We start from the raw sequence: 18,349 nt of genomic DNA on the forward strand, positions 1-18,349 counted from the left end.
ACACCAGCTCGAGCCGCGCGGCGCGAGCGCCGGAGGGACGAGCCGGCGTACGCAGTTCCGCTGACCCCGTCGCCGGAGGATCAGCAGCACGGTCGATGTGGCACGGCATCCTCCCGCGACACCATCGGAACATGGACAGCTTCACTGAACTCTTCGGCACGAGCCCACTCATCTGGGCCATCCTCGGCGCGGAGGCCGCGTTCTGGATCCTCCTCTTCGGCGGGCTCGCGGTCCGCTACCTCCTCCGGCGGCGCCGGCTCAGCGCGATCATGTTGATCGGTGTACCGGTCGTGGACCTCGTCCTCCTGGTCCTGACCGCGATCGACCTCGCGTCCGGTGAGGAGCCGAACGTCACGCACCTCCTCGCGACCATCTACCTGGGCTTCACGGTGGCGTTCGGCCACGCGCTCATCACGAAGGCGGACGTCTGGTTCGCACACCGGTTCGCGGGCGGTCCAGCACCGCGGCCGAAGCCGAAGTCCGGGCCCGCGTACGTCCGGGCCGCCTGGTCGGAGTGGCGTCGGGTGGTCCTCGCCGTCGCGATCGCGGTCGCCGGGCTCCTCGCGATGCAGGCCATGGTCGGCTGGACCGTCCCCGCGTCCTTCGCCCTCGCGAACGAGGACGTCATCTGGGGCATGATCATCAAGCTCGTCGCGATCACCGGCATCTGGTTCGCCGCAGGCCCGGTGTACGCCGTCCTCTTCCGGAGCTCCGCGCCCGCGCCTGACACCACGGAGCGGGTTTCGGATTCCGTTCCGACATCTCAGGGGCGTCCCTAACGGCGATCTATCTCATATCTGAGATAGAGTGACGGCATGGAAGACACGGCAACGTTTGAACGAACGGACCCTGCGGCACCGCTCCGGCAGGTCGGAGCACTCATCCGCGGCGCCCGTCAGGGACGCAAACTCACCCAGGCCCAGCTGGCGGAACGCGTCGGCACGAGCCAGAGCGCGATCAACCGGATCGAGCAGGGCAGTCAGAACATCAGCATCGACCTCCTGAGCCGGATCAGCACCGCGCTCGAGAGTGAGATCGTCAGTTTCGGCGAACAGAAGAAGAACTCGCACCTCCGCGTCCAGGGCGGCCGACAGCTGCACGGGACCATCGCGGTGCGTTCGAGCAAGAACGCCTCGGTCGCGCTCCTGTGCGCCGCACTCATGAACCGCGGCCGCACCACGCTGCACGGCATCGCCCGGATCGTCGAGGTCGACCGCATCATCGACGTCCTGCGCAGCCTGGGCGTCTCCGTGGTCTGGTCGACCGACGGCCAGGACGTCGAGATCCACGTCCCGGACGACCTCTCACTCGAGAGCATCGACGAGGACGCCGGTCGCCGGACCCGCAGTGTGCTCATGTTCCTCGGTCCGCTGCTCGGCCGCTACGACACCTTCGCCCTCCCCTACGCCGGTGGTTGCGACCTCGGGACCCGCACCGTCGAACCGCACCTCATCGCACTCCGGCCGTTCGGCCTGTCCATCGAGGCGACCGCCGGCTGGTACCAGGCCACCGTCGCTCCCGACGTGCCCGAGGAGCTGAGCGTCGTGCTTACCGAGCGCGGCGACACCGTGACCGAGAACGCCATCATGGCCGCCGCGGTACGCGACGGCGTGACGACCATCCGCAACGCCAGCCCGAACTACATGGTGCAGGACCTCTGCTTCTACCTGGAGCTCCTCGGCATCACCATCGAGGGCATCGGGAGCACGACGCTCCGGATCACCGGCCGCAGCGTCATCAACGAGGACGTGGACTACTGGCCGAGTGAGGACCCGGTGGAGGCGATGAGTCTGCTCACCGCGGGGATCGTCACCGACTCGGAGATCACCGTCACGCGCGTGCCGATCGAGTTCATGGAGATCGAGCTCGCAACGCTCGGCGAGATGGGACTGCGCTACACCCGCTCCCCCGAGTACGCAGCCGCGAACGGCCGCACCCGTCTCGTCGACGTCACCGTGCACCCCTCGAAGCTGCACGCCCCGATCGACAAGATCCACCCCATGCCGTTCCCGGGGCTCAACATCGACAACCTCCCGTTCTTCGCGGTCATCGCGGCCTGCGCCGAGGGCGACACGCTCATCCACGACTGGGTGTACGAAGGCAGGGCGATCCACCTCACCGACCTGACGCGACTCGGCGCGAACGTCCGCCTGCGCGACCCGCACCGCATCGACGTCTCCGGGCCGACCCACTGGTCCGGCGCCGAGGTGAGCTGCCCTCCTGCGCTGCGACCGGCCGTCGTCATCCTGCTCGCCATGCTCGCCGCAAAGGGTACGAGCGTGCTCCGGAACGTCGACATCATCGCTCGCGGGTACGAGCAGCTGCAGGAGCGGCTCATCACCCTGGGTGCGTCGATCGAGACCTTCCGCGACTGAGTCCGTCCCGTCCGACGGACGCGGCCCCGCAGATCGTCGATCCGCGGGGCCGCTGTCGTCCGGTACGACCGGCTCAGTCCCGTATGCTCGCGCCGAAACGCTCGGCCGCCACTGCCGCGCCGGCGAGCTTCGCGTCGCTCGCCTCCGCCGCGGTGAGCGTGCGGTCCGGCGCGCGGAACCGCAGGGCGAAGGTCAGGCTCTTGCCGCCCTCGGGGACGCCCGAGCCGCGGTAGTCGTCGACGAGGCGGATGTGCTCGAGCAGTGAACCTGCTCCAGCGCGGACGGCATCGAGGACCGCACCGGCTGAGACCGTCGCGGGGACGAGCAGTGAGAGGTCCTGCGTCGCCGCAGGCAGCGTGCCGATGCCGACGGCCTCCGGCAGTGCGTCGCCGAGCGCGATGATGCGATCCAGGTCGAGTTCCGCGACCGCCACGACGCGCGGCAGGTTCGCCTCCTCGGCCACGGCCGGGTGGACCTCCCCCGCGTACCCCACCAGGACGTCGCCGACGTGCAGCGCCGCGGTCCGTCCGGGGTGCAGTGCCTGGTGGCTGCCCTGCGAGACGGTGATGTCGACGCCGGTCGCCACCGCGACGGCCTGGACGGCCTCGAGCGCGTCGGCGATACCGGCCGCGACCGCGGGCTGGCCCGGCTGCTTCGGGACGGCGTTGCCGACCGCGAGGAAGCCGAGATGACGCGGTTGAGCCGGGACGCCCGCCTCGAGCTCCTCGAGCTGGGCCTCGCTCGGACGGACCGCCGCCTGCGGGAGTTCGGCCTGGCCAAACGCACCGTGACGGGACGGACGGAACACCGCGCCGACCTCGAAGATCGAGAGGTCGGTCAGACCACGCGAGACGTTCCGGTGGGCCACCGCGAGGAGACCGGGCAGGATCGACGCGCGGAGGAATGGGGCCTTCGCGTCGAGCGGGTTCGCGAGCTTCACGGCCGGGAACTCACCTGGCTGCGGAGCGCCGAACCGCGCGTTCTCCTCGGCGGAGACGAACGGGTAGGCCAACACCTCGGTGGCGCCGCCGTAGGCGAGCGCATCGGAGACCCCACGTCGCAGCCGCTGCGAACGCGAGAGCCCGCGTCCCGGAGGCGCGACGGGGAGCACCGACGGGATGCGGTCGTATCCGAGGATCCGCGCCACCTCCTCGGCGAGGTCCTCCTTGCCGGTGATGTCGTGGCGCCAGCTCGGCGGCGTCACGAGCAGGCCGCCATCGGTCGCCTCGACGGCCGCGCCGATCTCGGCGAGCGCGGATCGTGTCTCGTCCGCTCCGAACGTGACGCCGATGAGGCCGTTGATGTAGTCGTCGGGGAGCAGGATCGGCTCGGGATCCGGCGCCGTGGTGACGGCGGAGCCGAGGTCGTCCGTCCGGCCGCCGGCCAGGTCGACGAGCAACTGCGCGACGCGACCGGCGGCCGCGACGGCGATCTGTGGATCGACACCGCGCTCGAACCGCTTGGACGCCTCGCTCGGCAGCTTGTGGCGACGCGCGCTCCGCGCGATGGACACCTGGTCGAAGTTCGCGGCCTCGATGAGGACGTTGCGCGTGGCATCGGTGATCTCGGTGTCGAGGCCACCCATCACGCCCGCGAGCCCGATCGGGCCCGAGTCGTCGGTGATCAGCAGGTCCTCGTCGTGGAGCTTCCGCTCCTGGCCGTCGAGCGTGACGAAGGTCTCGCCGGACCGCGCGCGCCGGACGACGATGCCGCCCGTGAGCTTGTCGAGGTCGTACCCGTGGATCGGCTGTCCGAGCTCGAGCATGACGTAGTTCGTGATGTCGACGACGAGCGACAGTGAGCGGATGCCGGCGAGCTTCAACCGCGCCACCATCCACGGCGGGGTCGGTTTCGTCGGGTCGACGTCGCGCACGACGCGCGTGACGAAGACGCTCGACCCGACGCGTCCGCGGATCGGCGCAGCATCCTCGACCGTGACGGGGAAGCCGTCGAGTGGTCCGGTGAAGGCTTCGGGAACGCTCGCCGCCGGGTCGCGGAAGGCCGCCCCGGTCGCGTGCGAGTACTCGCGTGCGACCCCTCGGATCGAGAACGCGTAGCCGCGATCAGGCGTCACGTTGAGCTCGACAGCAGCGTCGTCGAGACCGAGCAGGCTGATCGCGTCGGTGCCGACGGGTGCCTCGACCCCGATCGTCGAGAGGCGCAGGATCCCGTCGTGGTCCTCACCGAGACCGAGCTCGCGAGCCGAGGCGATCATGCCGTCCGACACGTGGCCGTAGGTCTTTCGAGCGGCGATCGGGAACGGACCGGGCAGCACGGCGCCGGGCAGGGTGACGACCACCTGGTCGCCGACGAAGAAGTTGCCGGCACCGCAGACGATGCCCCGTACGGCCCCGTCGGCGTCACCCTCGGCGACGCGGACCTGGCACCAGCGGATGGTCTTGCCGTTGGACTGCGGCTCCTCGGCGAACTCGAGGACCTCGCCGACCACGATGGGACCGGTCAGCTCGAAGCGGTGGACGTCCTCCTCCTCGAGCCCGACGCGCACGAGCGCGGCGTGGACGTCTTCAGGGGTGGTCCCCGGGGCGAGTTCGACGAACTCCCCGAGCCAGCTCAATGGAACACGCACGACTACACCACCATCCCGAACTGCTGGGAGAAGCGGACGTCGCCCTCCACCATCTCTCGCATGTCCTGCACGCCGTCGCGCAGCATCAGGCCGCGCTCGACGCCCATCCCGAAGGCGAAGCCCGAGTAGACCTCGGGGTCGATACCGGCGGACCGGAGCACGTTCGGGTTGATCATGCCGCACCCACCCCACTCGATCCAACGCGGTCCGTCCTTGAAGGTCGGGTGCCAGAAGTCGAGCTCGGCGCTCGGCTCGGTGAAGGGGAAGTAGCTGGGACGCAGGCGGACCTTCGCGTCGTCGCCGAAGACGCTCTTCACGAAGTGGTCGAGCGTTCCGCGGAGGTGCGCCATCGTCAGGCCCTTGTCGACGGCGAGACCCTCGAACTGCATGAAGACGGGCGTGTGCGTCGCGTCGAGCTCGTCGGTGCGGTAGACCCGCCCGGGGGCGAGCACGTACACGGGGAGTTCGCGCTCGAGCAGCGAGCGCACCTGGACCGGCGAGGTGTGCGTCCGCAGGACGAGGTGCGACTCCAGCGGCTCCACGAAGAAGGTGTCCTGCATCGCGCGGGCCGGGTGGTCGGCGTCGAAGTTCAGGGCGTCGAAGTTGAACCACTCGCTCTCGACCTCTGGCCCCTCGGCGATCTCCCACCCCATGCCGACGAAGATGTCGGACACGCGGTCCTGGAGCAGTGTGAGGGGGTGCCGGGCACCTGGCAGGCGTCGCAGCGGGACGGCGGTGACGTCGATCGCCTCGGCGGCGAGGCGTGCCTCCGTCTCGGCGGCGACGATCTCGCCCTCGCGCTCGCTCAACGCCTTCGAGACGCGCCCGCGAGCCTGACCGACCAGCTTGCCGAGCGCGGCCTTCTGGTCGTTCGGCACGCTGCGGAGCGATCCGTTGAGGGCGGCGAGCGGTGACGCTTCGCCGGCGTGGGCTGATCGGACCGCTTTCAGGGCGGCCGAGTCGGTGGCTGCGGCGATCGCTTCGAGAGCGGCGTCGACCGCGGCGTTCACCGCTGGTTCGGAGATTGGGGATGCGTCGGACACGAGAGCCAAGTCTACCCAGGCGGTCGGCCCGCATGGGCGACCGTCCCCGCCCCGACGGGTGCCCGATCGCCCGGGCTCCGTCGGGACGACGTCAGATGCTCGCGCCGGACGACTGGTTCCCCGCCTGGATGCCGAGGATCTTGGTCGTCGTGTCCTCGGTCACGGCCTGTTCCTTCGGCGTCCGTGGCGACCGTCGGGTACGCACCTCGACGATCTTCGCGACACCCGAGAGGATCAGGCAGAGCACGATGTAGATCGAGCCCATCACGATGATCGAGGGGATGATCGGGCTGCCGTAGAGCGCCTGCGAACCGAACTGCTTCGCGAGGTAGAGGAGCTCCTGATAGGTGATCAGGAAGCCGAGTGCCGTGTCCTTGAGAGCGACGACGAGCTGAGCGATGATCACCGGCAGCATCGCGCGGATCGCCTGCGGGAACAGGATGAGGCGCAGGACCGCGGACTTCCGCAGGCCGATGGCGTAGGCGGCCTCGCCCTGCCCCTTCGGCAACGACTCGATGCCCGCTCGGAAGATCTCGGAGAACACCGCGCCGTTGTACAGCGTCAGCGCGATGGCGACGGCGACGAACGGCGTCACGAAGGTGAAGCCGAGGGGCGGCAGCCCGTAGTACATGAGCATCATCAGGATGAGGACCGGGACCGCCCGGAAGAACTCGATGAAGATCGTGAACGGGACGCTGATGATCTTGTGATCCGACAGTCGGCCGATCGCCAGCACCAGTCCGAGGACGACGCTGCAGACGGCGGCGACCGCGAACGCTGACAGGGTCGCGCCCGTCGCCTGGAGGATCTGCTCCCAGACGCGCGGGAAGGTGAAGAGCTTCCACTTCGAGGCGGTGAACTGTCCGGTCTCGATGAAGCGGAAGACGACGAAGGCGAGGATGCCGGCGACGACGAGCACCGTCGCCGCACCGATCCAGCGATAGCGGACGATGGCCTTCGGGCCGGGGGTGTCGAACAGGACGGAGCTCATCGCGCGATCCTCCACTTCTTCTCGAAGGCCCGTTGGGCGAGGGACAGGAGCGACACGAGCGCCACGAAGATGAGGGCCACCCACAGCAGTCCGACGAGGAGCGGCTCACCGCGCTCGGACAGGTTCGCGCGGATCGCGCCCGCCTCGGCGACGGAGAAGCCGGCTGCGACCGTCGTGTTCTTGAGCAGGGCGATCAGCACGCTGAACAGCGGTGGCAGGACGGCACGGAACGCCTGCGGCAGGATGACGAGCGTCATGGTCTGTCCGAACGGCAGCCCGATCGCGCGTGCTGCCTCGGCCTGACCGATCGGCACCGTGTTGACGCCGGACCGCAGAACCTCCGCGACGTAGGTCGCGGTGTAGAGGCTCAGCCCGATGATCGCGAGCGTCGTGTAGCTCACTTCGGGGAGCCCGAGCTTCGGGTAGCCGAAGGCGAAGAAGAAGAGGATGAGGGTCAGCGGGGTGTTGCGCACCGTGTTGACGTACACGGTGCCGAAGAGGCGCATCGCCGGGACCGGCGAGACCCGCATGGCACCGACGATGGTGCCGAGGATGAGCGCGAAGAACCCCGACACCACGAAGAGCAGCAGGGTGTTGCGGAAGCCCGTGACGAAGAGGTCGAGGTTGTCGAGCAGGACGTTCATGTCGCGCACGCCTTTCGGGAGGGGGACGCCCGTGGCGGGCGCCTGGGCGGAGTCGACGGGACAGCTCCCCCGGACGGCCGCTGGTCGGCGGCCGCCCGGGGCGCTGCTTAGTAGTCGTCGACCGCCGGCTGGGTCACCTTGGTGCCGGAGGCGCCGAGGGTGGCGTCGTAGATCTTGGTCCAGGTGTCGCCGCCATCGGTGAACATCGTGTTGATGAAGTGGCGGAGGGCGTCGTCACCCTTCGGCAGACCGATGCCGTACAGCTCGGTGCTGAACGGCTCGCCCACGACCTTGAGGTCGTCGGGGAACTGCGCCGCGTAGCCGATCAGGATCGCCTGGTCGGTCGTGACCGCGTCGACCTTGCCGTCGTTCAGGGCCTCGACACACTGCGAGTAGGTGTCGAACTCCTCCGTCTTGGTGTCGGGGAAGTTGTCCTTGATGTTCTGGATGGGCGTGGAGCCCGTCGCCGAACACACGGTCTTGCCGGCGAGGTCGTCCTCGCCCTTGATGTCGTCGTTGTCCGCGGCGACGAGCAGGCCCTGGCCGGTCTCGAAGTACGGTCCGGCGAAGTCGATCTGCTCCTTGCGCTTGTCGGTGATCGAGTAGGTGCCGACGTAGTAGTCGATGTCACCGTTCACGATGGCCGACTCGCGGTTGGCGCTCGGGATCGCCTTGAACTCGATCTTGTCGGCGTCGAAGCCGAGCGACGCGGCGATCCAGGTGGCCATCTCGACGTCGAAGCCGGAACGCTCGCCGGTGGCGGCGTCGAGGTAGCCGAGACCGGGCTGGTCCTCCTTGACGCCGATGCGGACCTTGTCGGCCTTCACCATCGCGTCGTACGTGGGGCTGCCCTCGAGCTGGACGTCGGTGGCGACCTCGAAGAGTGCGCCGCCGTCGGACGCGCCGTCGGTCGATCCGGTGCCGGCGTCGCCGCCGCTGCACCCGCTGAGCGCGAGCGCTGCTGCAGCGACTCCCGCGGTGATGAACATGAGCCTCTTGCGCATGTTTTCCTTCCTTCCTTGGTGCCCGGGACGGGCCGATCGGTTGGTCAGTTCCGGGTCGCCGCGCGGGTCGCGCGATCCGGAGTCGGATGGGTCAGTGGGTGAGGAGCTTCGACAGGAAGTCCTTCGCCCGCTCGGACTGCGGGTTCGTGAAGAACGACTCGGGGTCGGTGTCCTCGAGGATCTCGCCGTCGGCCATGAACACGACGCGGTCGGCGGCCTTCCTGGCGAAGCCCATCTCGTGGGTGACGACGATCATGGTCATGCCCTCGCTGGCGAGCTGCACCATGACGTCGAGGACCTCGTTGATCATCTCGGGGTCGAGGGCCGAGGTCGGCTCGTCGAACAGCATGACCTTCGGCTTCATCGCGAGGGCGCGGGCGATCGCGACGCGCTGCTGCTGCCCGCCGGACAACTGTGCCGGCAGCTTGTCGGCCTGCACGCCGATGCCGACGCGCTCGAGCAGCACCTTCGCCGCATCGTCGGCGTCGCGCTTCTTCTGCTTGCGCACCTTGATCGGGCCGAGGGTGACGTTCTCGCGGATCGTCTTGTGCGCGAACAGGTTGAACGACTGGAACACCATGCCGACGTCGGCGCGCAGCTCGGCGAGCTGCTTGCCCTCCTCCGGCAGCTTCTTGCCGTCGATCCGGATCTCCCCCGAGCTGATCGTCTCGAGCCGGTTGATCGTCCGGCAGAGGGTGGACTTGCCGGACCCGGACGGTCCGATCACGACGACGACCTCACCCTTGTTGACGGTGAGGTTGATGTCCTTCAGGGCGTGGAACTCGCCGTAGTGCTTCTCGACGTTCTCCATGACGACGAGGGGCTCGCCGCGCCCTGCCTGGATCGGGTTGCTCGTGGTCTCGTATGCGCCGGCGGCACCATGCGAGGCTGCTGCATCGGGTTCCGTCGGGCCGGAGTTCGGGGACACTGTTGGCTCCATGTAACCCAAACTAGGTGACCGCGTGTTTCGTGCGCATGACGGAAGCGCTACGGTTACCGTTTCGTAACCTCGACGGTCGACGCCTCAGGCGCTCAGGCGTGCTGCGCGAACGCGCTCTCGAAGACGCACACCGACGCCGCAGTGGCCAGGTTCATGCTCTCGGCACGGCCGTAGATCGGTACCGTAACCGCACGGTCGACGAGCTCGAGGTGCTCGTCGGTGAGTCCCCTGGCCTCGTTGCCGAACACCCATGCCGTCGGCCGCGCGAGCACGCCTTCCGACCGGGCCACGAGGAGGTCCTCGCCCTTGATGTCGGCAGCGAGCGTCTGCAGTCCCGCTGCACGGGCTCGTTCCAGCACGGCGGGCAGCTCGACACCGACCGCGACGGGCAGGTGGAAGAGCGAGCCGGTCGTGGAGCGCACGACCTTCGGGTTGTAGAGGTCGACGGTCCGTCCACTCAGGACGACGGCGTCCGCGCCGGCGGCGTCGGCGGCTCGGATGATCGTCCCGAGGTTGCCCGGATCGCGGACCTCCTCCAGGACGACGACGAGCTGCGGCTCTCCGGCGAAGATGTCCTTGATCGAGGTCGGGAACTGCTGCGCGACCGCGATGAACCCCTGCGGGGTGACGGTGTCGGCCATCGACTCGAGGACCTGCTCGGTGACGAACTCGATCTCGAGTCCTGCATCGGTGGCCGCGGCCCCGATGTCGGTGTAGCGCTCGAGGGCCGTCGGCGTCGCGTACAGCTCGAGGATCAGGTCGGGCCGGAACTGCAGGGCCTCCGAGACCGCCTGTGGTCCTTCGAGGAGGAACAGGCCGGTCTCCTGTCTCGCCGGACGCTTGGCGAGTTTGGCGACGGAACGGACGCGCGGTGACCGCGGATTGTCAAGCACGCACCCATCCTATGGGTCGCACTCCGGACAGACGAAACGGCCCGATCCCTGGTGGGATCGGGCCGTTCGAACACGTCGTCCGGTCGGACGCAGGGCTTCCGACTACGCGGAGACCTTGGGCGCCGAGGTGTCGGCGGGCAGCGCGGCCTTGGCCGACGCGACGAGGGCCGCGAAGGTGGCGGGCTCGTGCACCGCGAGGTCCGCGAGGATACGGCGGTCGACCTCGATCCCGGCGAGGCCGAGACCCTGGATGAAGCGGTTGTACGTCATGCCGTTGGCACGCGAAGCCGCGTTGATGCGCTGGATCCAGAGGCGACGGAAGTCACCCTTGCGCGCACGACGGTCGCGGTACGAGTAGACGAGGGAGTGAGTGACCTGCTCCTTGGCCTTGCGGTACAGACGCGAACGCTGACCGCGGTAACCGGCGGCGCGCTCGAGGATGACGCGACGCTTCTTGTGAGCGTTGACCGCCCTTTTGACTCTTGCCATGTTCCTAGTTCCTTACGGGTAAACGGTCTAGCGACCGAGCAGCTTCTTCATGACCTTGGCGTCGGCGGGCGCCAGCACCTGGTCCTGGTTCAGGCGACGGGTGCGACGGCTGGACTTGCTCTCCAGGTTGTGTCGCATACCGGCCTGCTGCTTCATCAGCTTGCCGCTGCCGGTGACCTTGAATCGCTTCTTGGCCCCGGAGTGGGTCTTCTGCTTCGGCATGGGATTCCTCGTTTCTTATCGGTTCTCGTCGGTGGATGACTCCACCGGAGCAGCCTCGTCGGCTTCGTCGGCTTCAGCCGGACGTGCCTTGGATGCCGCACGTTGTGCGTTGGCTTCGGCTTTCGCCTCGGACTTGTTCTTGAGCGGACCGACGACCATCACCATGTTGCGACCGTCGACCATGGGGGTGGACTCGACGGTGCCCCACTCGGACACGTCCTCGGCGAACTTCTGGAGCAGGCGGACGCCCTGCTCTGGGCGGGACTGCTCGCGGCCGCGGAACTGGATCATGGCTTTCACCTTGTCACCGGCCTTGAGGAAGCCCTCGGCGCGCTTGCGCTTGGTCTCGTAATCGTGCTGGTCGATCTTGAGGCGGAACCGGACCTCTTTGAGGATCGTGTTCGCCTGGTTGCGCCGGGCCTCTTTGGCCTTCTGCGCAGCCTCGTACTTGAACTTGCCGTAGTCCATGATCTTCGCAACGGGCGGCTTGGAGTTGGGTGAGACCTCGACGAGGTCGAGATCCGCTTCCTGCGCGAGGCGAAGGGCGACCTCGATTTTGACGACGCCGACCTGTTCTCCGCCGGGACCGACGAGTCGGACCTCCGGGACGCGGATACGGTCATTGGTACGGGGATCGCTGATGCGGAGCTCCTCTGACTGGGTGGGATGCCACGCGACCAGGTCCGATACCTGCGACGCGACGAAATCGGTTCACCACACACCCGTACCCTCCGCCGGTGTTCAGAACACCTGTCGGAAGGCACCACGCCCGACGACCCGAAGCGGTGAAGCGACAGGCGGAGCGTGACAACCCGGTAACCTTGTGAAGCGGTCAAGCGCGGGTGGGAGAATCTCCTCTTTCGTACCGAGACATGTCTCGGAGCACCGCACGAGTCTAACAGAGGATCCACGTGAACAACACCACCAGCCCGTACGACCACGACGACGAGTCGGGAGGGGCCGATCAGGCCACCCGCGACATCGCCGACGTCCCCGCCGTCGAGGTCATCACCACCGCCGCCGTGCACCTCATGAGCGCTGCAGCGGTCAAGTGCGGGCTCGCGGACGCCCCCGACGCCCAGACGGACCTCGACGAAGCCCGCAAGCTCATCAACGCCCTCGCCGGGCTCATCACCGCAGGTGCCCCGGAGATCAGCGACATGCACGCCCGCTCGCTGCGCGACGGCCTGCGGTCCCTGCAGCTCGCCTTCCGGGAGGCGTCCACCATCCAGGATCCCATCGGCAAGGGTCCCGGCGAGAAGTGGACCGGCCCGGTCACCTGATCGCAGCGCGGCGCTCCGCCTCGCCGATCAGTCGGCGGGGCGGAGCGACACCGCGAGCGAGTCGACGCGCGTCGCGATGACCTCGTCCGCGGCCCAGCGCTGAGCGAGCCGCGCGAGCACCGCGTCGAGCTCCTGCTGGGTCAGTCCCTGCAGCAGGCCGAGCTCGACCACGAGCTCGGATCCGGCGAGCTTCGCCTCCGGATCCCCGGCTCGGAGACGCACACTCACGACCGCGAGCTCCTGCTCGATCGAACGCTCGAACGCGTCGCGCACCAGCGGGTCCGCGAAGCTGGGCGTCCACGGCTGCGACTGCGCGATCGCCCAGAGCGCCGGGCGGCGTACGGCGAACTCGGTGCTCGACGTCGGATCGAGGACCACGACGTCCGTCTGCTCGCTCGCGGCCGCCAGGGCGACCCGGACGCCGTCGGCCGGGATCGGCCTCGCCGTCCGGTTCCACGCGGACATCGCCTGCACCGAGCTGAACACCGGGAGCACGGTGCGGCCGTCCGGACCCGTCACCGTCACGATGGACAGCTCCTGCGACTTGTCGACGAGCTGGCCGTGCTCGTTCTCGCCGGCCTCACCGAGGTGGGCCACGAGCGGGATGAGCAGGCGGGAGTCCCGGAACGCGTCGACGACCTCGGCCTCCCCGACCTCGCCGGTCCGGAAGCGTCGGAGGGACTCGATCAGCCGCTCGGGCGCACTGCCGTCGTCACCGGAACTCGCGTTCGGCTGGAAGCTCCGACCAGCCCAGGGCTGGCCGGCCGAATCGGCGCCACCCACCGCATGGTGGGCATGCCCACCCGACGGACCGTGCCGGTCGGGCTCGGAGGATTCGTCAGCGGCCGGAGACATCCAGCGCCTCGGCCAGGGTGAACGCGCCGTTGTAGAGCGCCTTCCCGATGATGGCCCCTTCGAGCCCCAGGGGGACCAGCTCGCGCAGCGCGACCAGGTCGTCGAGGCTCGAGATGCCGCCGGAGGCCACCACCGGCCGCTCCGTGCGCTCGAGCACCTGTCGGAGCAGCTCGATGTTCGGCCCCTGCATCGTGCCGTCCTTCGTGACGTCCGTCACGACGTAGCGTGCGCAGCCCGCCTCCTCGAGGCGGTCGAGGACGGTCCACAGGTCGCCGGCGTCCTGCGTCCAACCGCGAGCGGCGAGCGTCGTGCCACGGACGTCGAGGCCGACCGCGATCGCCTCGCCGTACTGGGCGATGACGCTCGCGGCCCATTCGGGGTTCTCGAGCGCCGCGGTCCCGAGGTTGACGCGTGCGACGCCCGTCTCGAGCGCCTGCTCGAGGGAGGCGTCGTCGCGGATGCCGCCCGACAGCTCGATGTTGACGCCGCGCGCCTTCGAGATGACCTTGCGGATGATCGACCGGTTGTCGCCACGGCCGAACGCGGCGTCGAGGTCGACGAGGTGGATCCACTCGGCCCCTGGCGGGCCCAGTCCAGGGCCGCGTCGACGGGCTCACCGTAGTTCGTCTCCGAACCGGCCTCGCCGCGCGTCAACCGGACGGCCTTGCCGTCCACGATGTCGATCGCGGGGAGCAGCGTCAGTCCGGCCGTCGTGTTGAACTCGTTCATGATCCACCGTCTCTTCGGGAGCTGCGAGCCCCTCGGTTCCCGGCGCACAGCATGCCTCGTGGCACAAGCACCTGATCCTAGTCGGCTACAGGGTGCCGAGCCAGTTGGACAGCAGACGGATACCGGCGTCGCCCGACTTCTCCGGGTGGAACTGCGTGGCCGACAACGGACCGTTCTCGACGGCCGCGAGGAACGGCACGCCGTGGGTCGCCCAGGTGAGGCGCGGCTCGGGGAACGGCGGCATGACCTCGAGGGTCCACTGCTGTGCGGCATAGGAGTGGACGAAGTAGAAGCGCTCGTCGGCGAGGCCGTCGAAGAGCACGGACCCCGCGTCCGGCGACACCGTGTTCCATCCCATGTGCGGCAGGACGGGAGCCTCGAGTTCCGTCACCGCTCCCGGCCACTCCCCCAGGCCGTCGGCCTCGGACCCGCGCTCCAAGCCGCGCTCGAACATGACCTGCATCCCCACGCAGATGCCGAGGACCGGACGGCCTCCCGCGAGACGGCGGTCGATGACCTCGTCGCCGTGCGAGGAACGGAGGGCTCCGATCACCGCGTCGAAGGCACCGACCCCTGGCACCACGAGACCGTCGGCGGCCTGGGCGGCCTTGCGGTCACCCGTCAGTACGACGTCGGCGCCGGCGAGTTCGAGGGCCTTGACGGCGGAGTGCACGTTGCCGGAGCCGTAGTCGAGGACGACCACCGACGGGCGTGCACTCACAGCGCGCCCTTCGTCGACGGGATGCCCTGGACCAGGGGGTCGAACGCCTTCGCCTGCCGGAAGGCCCGCGCGAACGCCTTGAACTCCGCTTCGGCGATGTGGTGCGGATCGCGACCGCCGAGGACGTTCACGTGCACGGTGAGGCCCGCGTTGAAGGTGATCGCCTCGAAGACGTGACGCACCATCGAACCCGTGAAGTGCCCGCCGATGAGGTGGAACTCGAATCCGGCCGGTTCCCCGCCGTGCACGAGGTACGGACGACCGGAGATGTCGACCACGGCCTGCACGAGCGCCTCGTCGAGCGGGACCAGCGCGTCGCCGTACCGCGAGATGCCGGCCTTGTCGCCGAGCGCCTGACGGATCGCCTGGCCCAGGACGATACCGACGTCCTCGACCGTGTGGTGGACGTCGATGTCGACATCGCCCGTCGCACGGACGGTCAGGTCGGTCAGCGAGTGCTTCGCGAAGGCCGTGAGCAGGTGGTTGTAGAACGGGACGGAGGTCTCGATGCTGCTCGTGCCGGTGCCGTCGAGGTTCAATTCCAGCTCGATGCTGGACTCGCTCGTCGCGCGCTGGATCCGGGCCGTGCGCTGCTGGGTGGTCATGGGATCCAGTGTAACGAGCGCACCGATGCTGCACGCCGTGTGTCGACGGGTGGGCATCGTCGCGTCATGCGGCTGCACCAGGGCGTGCCGACGCCTATCGTTGAGAGGTCATGACTTCCACACCCAGCATCGCCCCGGCCGTCCCACTCGACGCGACGGAGATCGCCGCTCTCCGTGAACGGTTTCCGATCCTCGCCCGGGAGATGAACGGACACCCGCTCGTCTATCTGGACTCCGGAGCCACTTCGCAACGCCCGATCGAGGTCATCGACGCGGAGCGTGACTACGCGACGCACCAGAACGCCGCCGTCCACCGTGGCGCCCACATCCTGGCAGCCGAGGCGACGGAGCTCTTCGAGGACGCTCGCGCGACCGTCGCCGCGTTCATCGGTGCCGACGAACGGGAACTCGTCTGGACCTCCGGCGCGACCGCGGCCCTCAACCTCATCGCCGGGGCCATCGGGAATGCGAGCGCCGGCCTCGGTGGTGCTGCCGCCGCGCGATTCCGCCTCGGCCCAGGCGACGAGATCGTCGTCACGGAACTCGAACACCACGCGAACCTCATCCCCTGGCAGCAACTCGCCGCCCGCACCGGTGCGACCCTCCGTCACCTGCCGGTCGACGACCACGGCGTGCTGCGCTTGGACGCCGTGGACGACGTCATCGGCGAACGCACGCGCATCATCGCGTTCGCACACGTGTCCAACGTCACCGGGGCGATCGCGCCGGTCTCCGAGCTCGTCGCCCTCGCCGAACGCGTCGGCGCGCTGACCGTGCTCGACGCCTGCCAGTCCGTGCCGCACCTGCCCGTCGACGTCGCGTCCCTCGGCGTCGACTTCCTCGTGTTCTCCGGCCACAAGATGCTCGGTCCGAACGGCATCGGGGCCCTGTGGGGTCGCCGCCGGCTGCTCGACGCCCTTCCCCCTTCCTCACCGGCGGGTCGATGATCACGACCGTCACGCTCGACGGCGCGGAGTTCCTGCCCGCCCCGCAACGGTTCGAGGCCGGGACCCAGCCGGTGTCGCAGGCGATCGCCCTCGCGAGCGCCGTCCGGTTCCTGCAGGCGGTCGGCATGGACCGTGTCCACGCCACCGAGGCGGCCTACGGACAGCGTCTCGCGGCCGGACTCGACGCCATCCCCGGCGTCACTCTCATCGGGCCGCCGCCCGGGACACCTCGCGCCGGGCTGGCGAGCTTCGACCTCGCCGGTGTGCACGCCCACGACGTGGGTCAGTTCTTCGACGACCGGGGCATCGCGGTCCGCGTCGGTCACCACTGCGCGCAACCACTCCACCGCCGGTTGGGCCTCACCGCGTCCACCCGCGCCAGCAGCTACCTCTACACGACGGAGGACGAGATCGACGCGTTCCTCGAGGCGGCCGCCCTCGTCGGTCCGTTCTTCGGGGTGTCCCGATGAGCGGCCTGGAGAGCCTCTACCAGGAGCTCATCCTCGACCACGCCCGCCAGCGCCACGGATTCGGGTTGCGGGACGCGCCCGCCGCCGAGTCGCACCAGCTCAACCCCACCTGCGGCGACGAAGTCACCCTGCAGCTCCACCCCGGGCCCGACGGTCGTCTCGCACCGATCGCCTGGGAGGGGCACGGCTGCTCGATCTCGCAGGCATCGAGCTCCTGCCTGAGCGACCTCGCAGCGGGCCTCACGCCACGCGAGCTCCAGGCCCTGGTCGAGGAGTTCCGCACGGTCATCCGCTCGCGGGGCACGCTCGAGTTCGACGAGGAACGGTTCGGAGACGCCGCGGCGTTCAGTGGCGTCTCGCGCTACATCGCCCGCGTGAAGTGCGCCATGCTCCCCTGGGTCGCCGCCGAGGAGGCAATCACCCGCCTGCCGTGAGCAGACGCCCCGCCTCCGCCCGCCCGAGGGCTGGTCAGGCGGGGCTGATCGCAGCGAGGGCCTCGAGGAACGCGGTCGTCTCCGCCTCGGTGCCCGCGGTCACCCGCAGGTGGTTCGGGATGCCCACGTCGCGGATGAGGATCCCCCGCGCGAAGAGCGCCTCGAACGCCGCGTGCGGATCGGCGACGCCGCCGAACAGGACGAAGTTTGATCCGCTCCGCTTCGGGTCGTAGCCGAGACGTCCGAGCTCGACGACGAGGCGATCGCGCTGCGTCCGGATGTCGTCGACCATCGCCAGCATCTCGTCGGCGTGCCGGAGCGCGGCGGTCGCCGCCGCCTGCGTCAGGGCGCTCAGGTGGTACGGAAGCCGGACGAGCCTCAGCGCGTCGACGACCGCGGGGTCGGCGGCGAGGTACCCGAGACGGACCCCGGCGAAGGCGAAGGCCTTGCTCATCGTCCTGGAGACGATCAGGCGCGGACGCCCCTCCAACAGCGTCAACGCGCTCGCCTCGTCGTCATGTGCGAACTCCGCATACGCTTCGTCGACGATCACCATGCCCCGCGACGCCTCGTACACCGCGGTGATGGTCTCGAGCGACAACGGTGTTCCGGTGGGGTTGTTGGGCGAGCAGAGGAACACGAGGTCGGGATCCGCCTCGGCCACCTGACGCGCGGCGGTCTCGGGCGAGAGCTCGAACTCGGCGTCGCGCGTCGCGGGGATCCACCTGGTGCCGACGCCGGCGGCCAGGAGCGGATACATCGAGTACGTCGGCGTGAACCCGAGGAGCGAGCGCCCGGGACCTCCGAAAGCCTGCAGGATGTGCTGCAGTACCTCGTTCGACCCGTTCCCCGCCCAGATCTGCTCCGGGGCCACCCCGTGACCCAGGTATCCCGCCAGCGCCTCACGGAGTTCCGTGAACTCGCGATCGGGGTACCGGTTCACCGTGAGGACGGCCGACGCGAGCGAGGCGACGATGTCGTGCGCGACCGCCTCGGGGATCGGGTGGGTGTTCTCGTTGACGTTGAGCGCCACCGGCACCAGGGCCTGGGGAGCGCCGTACGGGCGCTGTCCTCGGAGGTCGTCGCGGATGGGGAGGTCGTCGAGAGCGGTCACTCC

18 protein-coding genes and 2 pseudogenes are annotated in these 18,349 nt (G+C 69.0%); 5 read left to right on the forward strand and 15 right to left on the reverse strand.

From position 1 onward, the window contains the following. The first annotated feature begins 131 nt into the window (after positions 1-131). Both FGL15_RS00590 and FGL15_RS00595 read left to right on the forward strand, forming a co-directional pair. Positions 132-779: a hypothetical protein gene (locus tag FGL15_RS00590; protein ID WP_138944583.1), complete on the forward strand. Its 648-nt coding sequence runs from the start codon at positions 132-134 to the stop codon at positions 777-779. A gap of 36 nt (positions 780-815) precedes the next feature. Then, the gene (locus FGL15_RS00595) at positions 816-2,375 is read left to right on the forward strand and encodes a UDP-N-acetylglucosamine 1-carboxyvinyltransferase (RefSeq protein ID WP_138944584.1); all 1,560 of its coding nucleotides are present in this window, start codon (positions 816-818) and stop codon (positions 2,373-2,375) included. A gap of 73 nt (positions 2,376-2,448) precedes the next feature. On the opposite strand, the gene pheT is transcribed toward FGL15_RS00595, so the two are convergent. From pheT to infC, 10 genes are all read right to left on the reverse strand, one after another. Continuing rightward, entirely contained in the window at positions 2,449-4,962 is a 2,514-nt protein-coding gene (gene pheT, locus FGL15_RS00600; RefSeq protein WP_138944585.1) for a phenylalanine--tRNA ligase subunit beta, read from the reverse strand. 2 nt (positions 4,963-4,964) lie between these two features. Beyond that, complete coding sequence (pheS, locus tag FGL15_RS00605) at positions 4,965-6,005, reverse strand: phenylalanine--tRNA ligase subunit alpha (RefSeq protein WP_137243214.1); 1,041 nt, start codon at positions 6,003-6,005, stop codon at positions 4,965-4,967. 91 nt (positions 6,006-6,096) lie between these two features. Then, positions 6,097-6,996, reverse strand: a complete 900-nt coding sequence (locus FGL15_RS00610) for an amino acid ABC transporter permease (protein WP_138944586.1) — start codon at positions 6,994-6,996, stop codon at positions 6,097-6,099. Beyond that, positions 6,993-7,640, reverse strand: a complete 648-nt coding sequence (locus FGL15_RS00615; RefSeq protein WP_124769498.1) for an amino acid ABC transporter permease — start codon at positions 7,638-7,640, stop codon at positions 6,993-6,995. Before FGL15_RS00615 ends, FGL15_RS00610 begins: the two co-directional genes overlap by 4 nt. A gap of 107 nt (positions 7,641-7,747) precedes the next feature. Beyond that, on the reverse strand, positions 7,748-8,644 hold the full coding sequence (locus FGL15_RS00620) for a glutamate ABC transporter substrate-binding protein (RefSeq protein WP_137243216.1): 897 nt from the start codon (positions 8,642-8,644) through the stop codon (positions 7,748-7,750). A 91-nt stretch (positions 8,645-8,735) separates the two neighbouring features. Next, positions 8,736-9,455 carry an amino acid ABC transporter ATP-binding protein gene (locus FGL15_RS00625; RefSeq protein ID WP_079707380.1) on the reverse strand — a complete coding sequence of 240 codons (720 nt, stop codon included), beginning with the start codon at positions 9,453-9,455 and terminating at the stop codon, positions 8,736-8,738. A gap of 221 nt (positions 9,456-9,676) precedes the next feature. Then, on the reverse strand, positions 9,677-10,477 hold the full coding sequence (locus tag FGL15_RS00630) for an RNA methyltransferase (protein ID WP_138944587.1): 801 nt from the start codon (positions 10,475-10,477) through the stop codon (positions 9,677-9,679). 102 nt (positions 10,478-10,579) lie between these two features. Then, positions 10,580-10,966 carry a 50S ribosomal protein L20 gene (gene rplT / locus FGL15_RS00635; RefSeq protein ID WP_064294422.1) on the reverse strand — a complete coding sequence of 129 codons (387 nt, stop codon included), beginning with the start codon at positions 10,964-10,966 and terminating at the stop codon, positions 10,580-10,582. 27 nt (positions 10,967-10,993) lie between these two features. Then, complete coding sequence (rpmI, locus tag FGL15_RS00640) at positions 10,994-11,188, reverse strand: 50S ribosomal protein L35 (protein WP_056012069.1); 195 nt, start codon at positions 11,186-11,188, stop codon at positions 10,994-10,996. 15 nt (positions 11,189-11,203) lie between these two features. Then, positions 11,204-11,869, reverse strand: coding sequence for a translation initiation factor IF-3 (gene infC, locus FGL15_RS00645; protein WP_370282203.1), 666 nt, complete (start codon positions 11,867-11,869; stop codon positions 11,204-11,206). A 230-nt stretch (positions 11,870-12,099) separates the two neighbouring features. Between infC and FGL15_RS00650 the strand changes: the two genes are divergently transcribed. Then, positions 12,100-12,471, forward strand: coding sequence for a DUF1844 domain-containing protein (locus FGL15_RS00650; protein ID WP_056012072.1), 372 nt, complete (start codon positions 12,100-12,102; stop codon positions 12,469-12,471). A 27-nt stretch (positions 12,472-12,498) separates the two neighbouring features. Here FGL15_RS00650 and FGL15_RS00655 read toward each other — a convergent pair whose 3' ends face one another. The 4 genes and pseudogenes from FGL15_RS00655 to hisB form a co-directional block, all read right to left on the reverse strand. Beyond that, positions 12,499-13,326 (reverse strand): SseB family protein, encoded by an 828-nt coding sequence (locus FGL15_RS00655; protein WP_124769499.1) that lies wholly within the window; start codon positions 13,324-13,326, stop codon positions 12,499-12,501. Next, positions 13,310-14,055, reverse strand: a pseudogene (priA, locus tag FGL15_RS00660) (bifunctional 1-(5-phosphoribosyl)-5-((5-phosphoribosylamino)methylideneamino)imidazole-4-carboxamide isomerase/phosphoribosylanthranilate isomerase PriA). Before priA ends, FGL15_RS00655 begins: the two are co-directional and overlap by 17 nt. An 85-nt stretch (positions 14,056-14,140) precedes the next feature. Then, positions 14,141-14,776 (reverse strand): imidazole glycerol phosphate synthase subunit HisH, encoded by a 636-nt coding sequence (hisH, locus tag FGL15_RS00665; RefSeq protein WP_138944589.1) that lies wholly within the window; start codon positions 14,774-14,776, stop codon positions 14,141-14,143. Next, positions 14,773-15,381, reverse strand: coding sequence for an imidazoleglycerol-phosphate dehydratase HisB (gene hisB / locus FGL15_RS00670; protein ID WP_079707070.1), 609 nt, complete (start codon positions 15,379-15,381; stop codon positions 14,773-14,775). The genes hisH and hisB overlap by 4 nt, the downstream gene beginning before the upstream one ends. Before the next feature lie 110 nt (positions 15,382-15,491). Here hisB and FGL15_RS00675 point away from each other — a divergent pair. Beyond that, positions 15,492-16,798, forward strand: a pseudogene (locus FGL15_RS00675) (SufS family cysteine desulfurase). Next, positions 16,795-17,232 carry a Fe-S cluster assembly sulfur transfer protein SufU gene (gene sufU / locus FGL15_RS00680; protein ID WP_138944590.1) on the forward strand — a complete coding sequence of 146 codons (438 nt, stop codon included), beginning with the start codon at positions 16,795-16,797 and terminating at the stop codon, positions 17,230-17,232. Before FGL15_RS00675 ends, sufU begins: the two are co-directional and overlap by 4 nt. Positions 17,233-17,266: 34 nt before the next feature. Here sufU and FGL15_RS00685 read toward each other — a convergent pair whose 3' ends face one another. Beyond that, positions 17,267-18,346, reverse strand: a complete 1,080-nt coding sequence (locus tag FGL15_RS00685; protein WP_138944591.1) for a histidinol-phosphate transaminase — start codon at positions 18,344-18,346, stop codon at positions 17,267-17,269. Positions 18,347-18,349: the final 3 nt, after the last annotated feature.

This window comes from Plantibacter sp. M259, assembly GCF_006065115.1.
In the GTDB taxonomy this organism is placed as follows: domain Bacteria; phylum Actinomycetota; class Actinomycetes; order Actinomycetales; family Microbacteriaceae; genus Plantibacter; species Plantibacter auratus.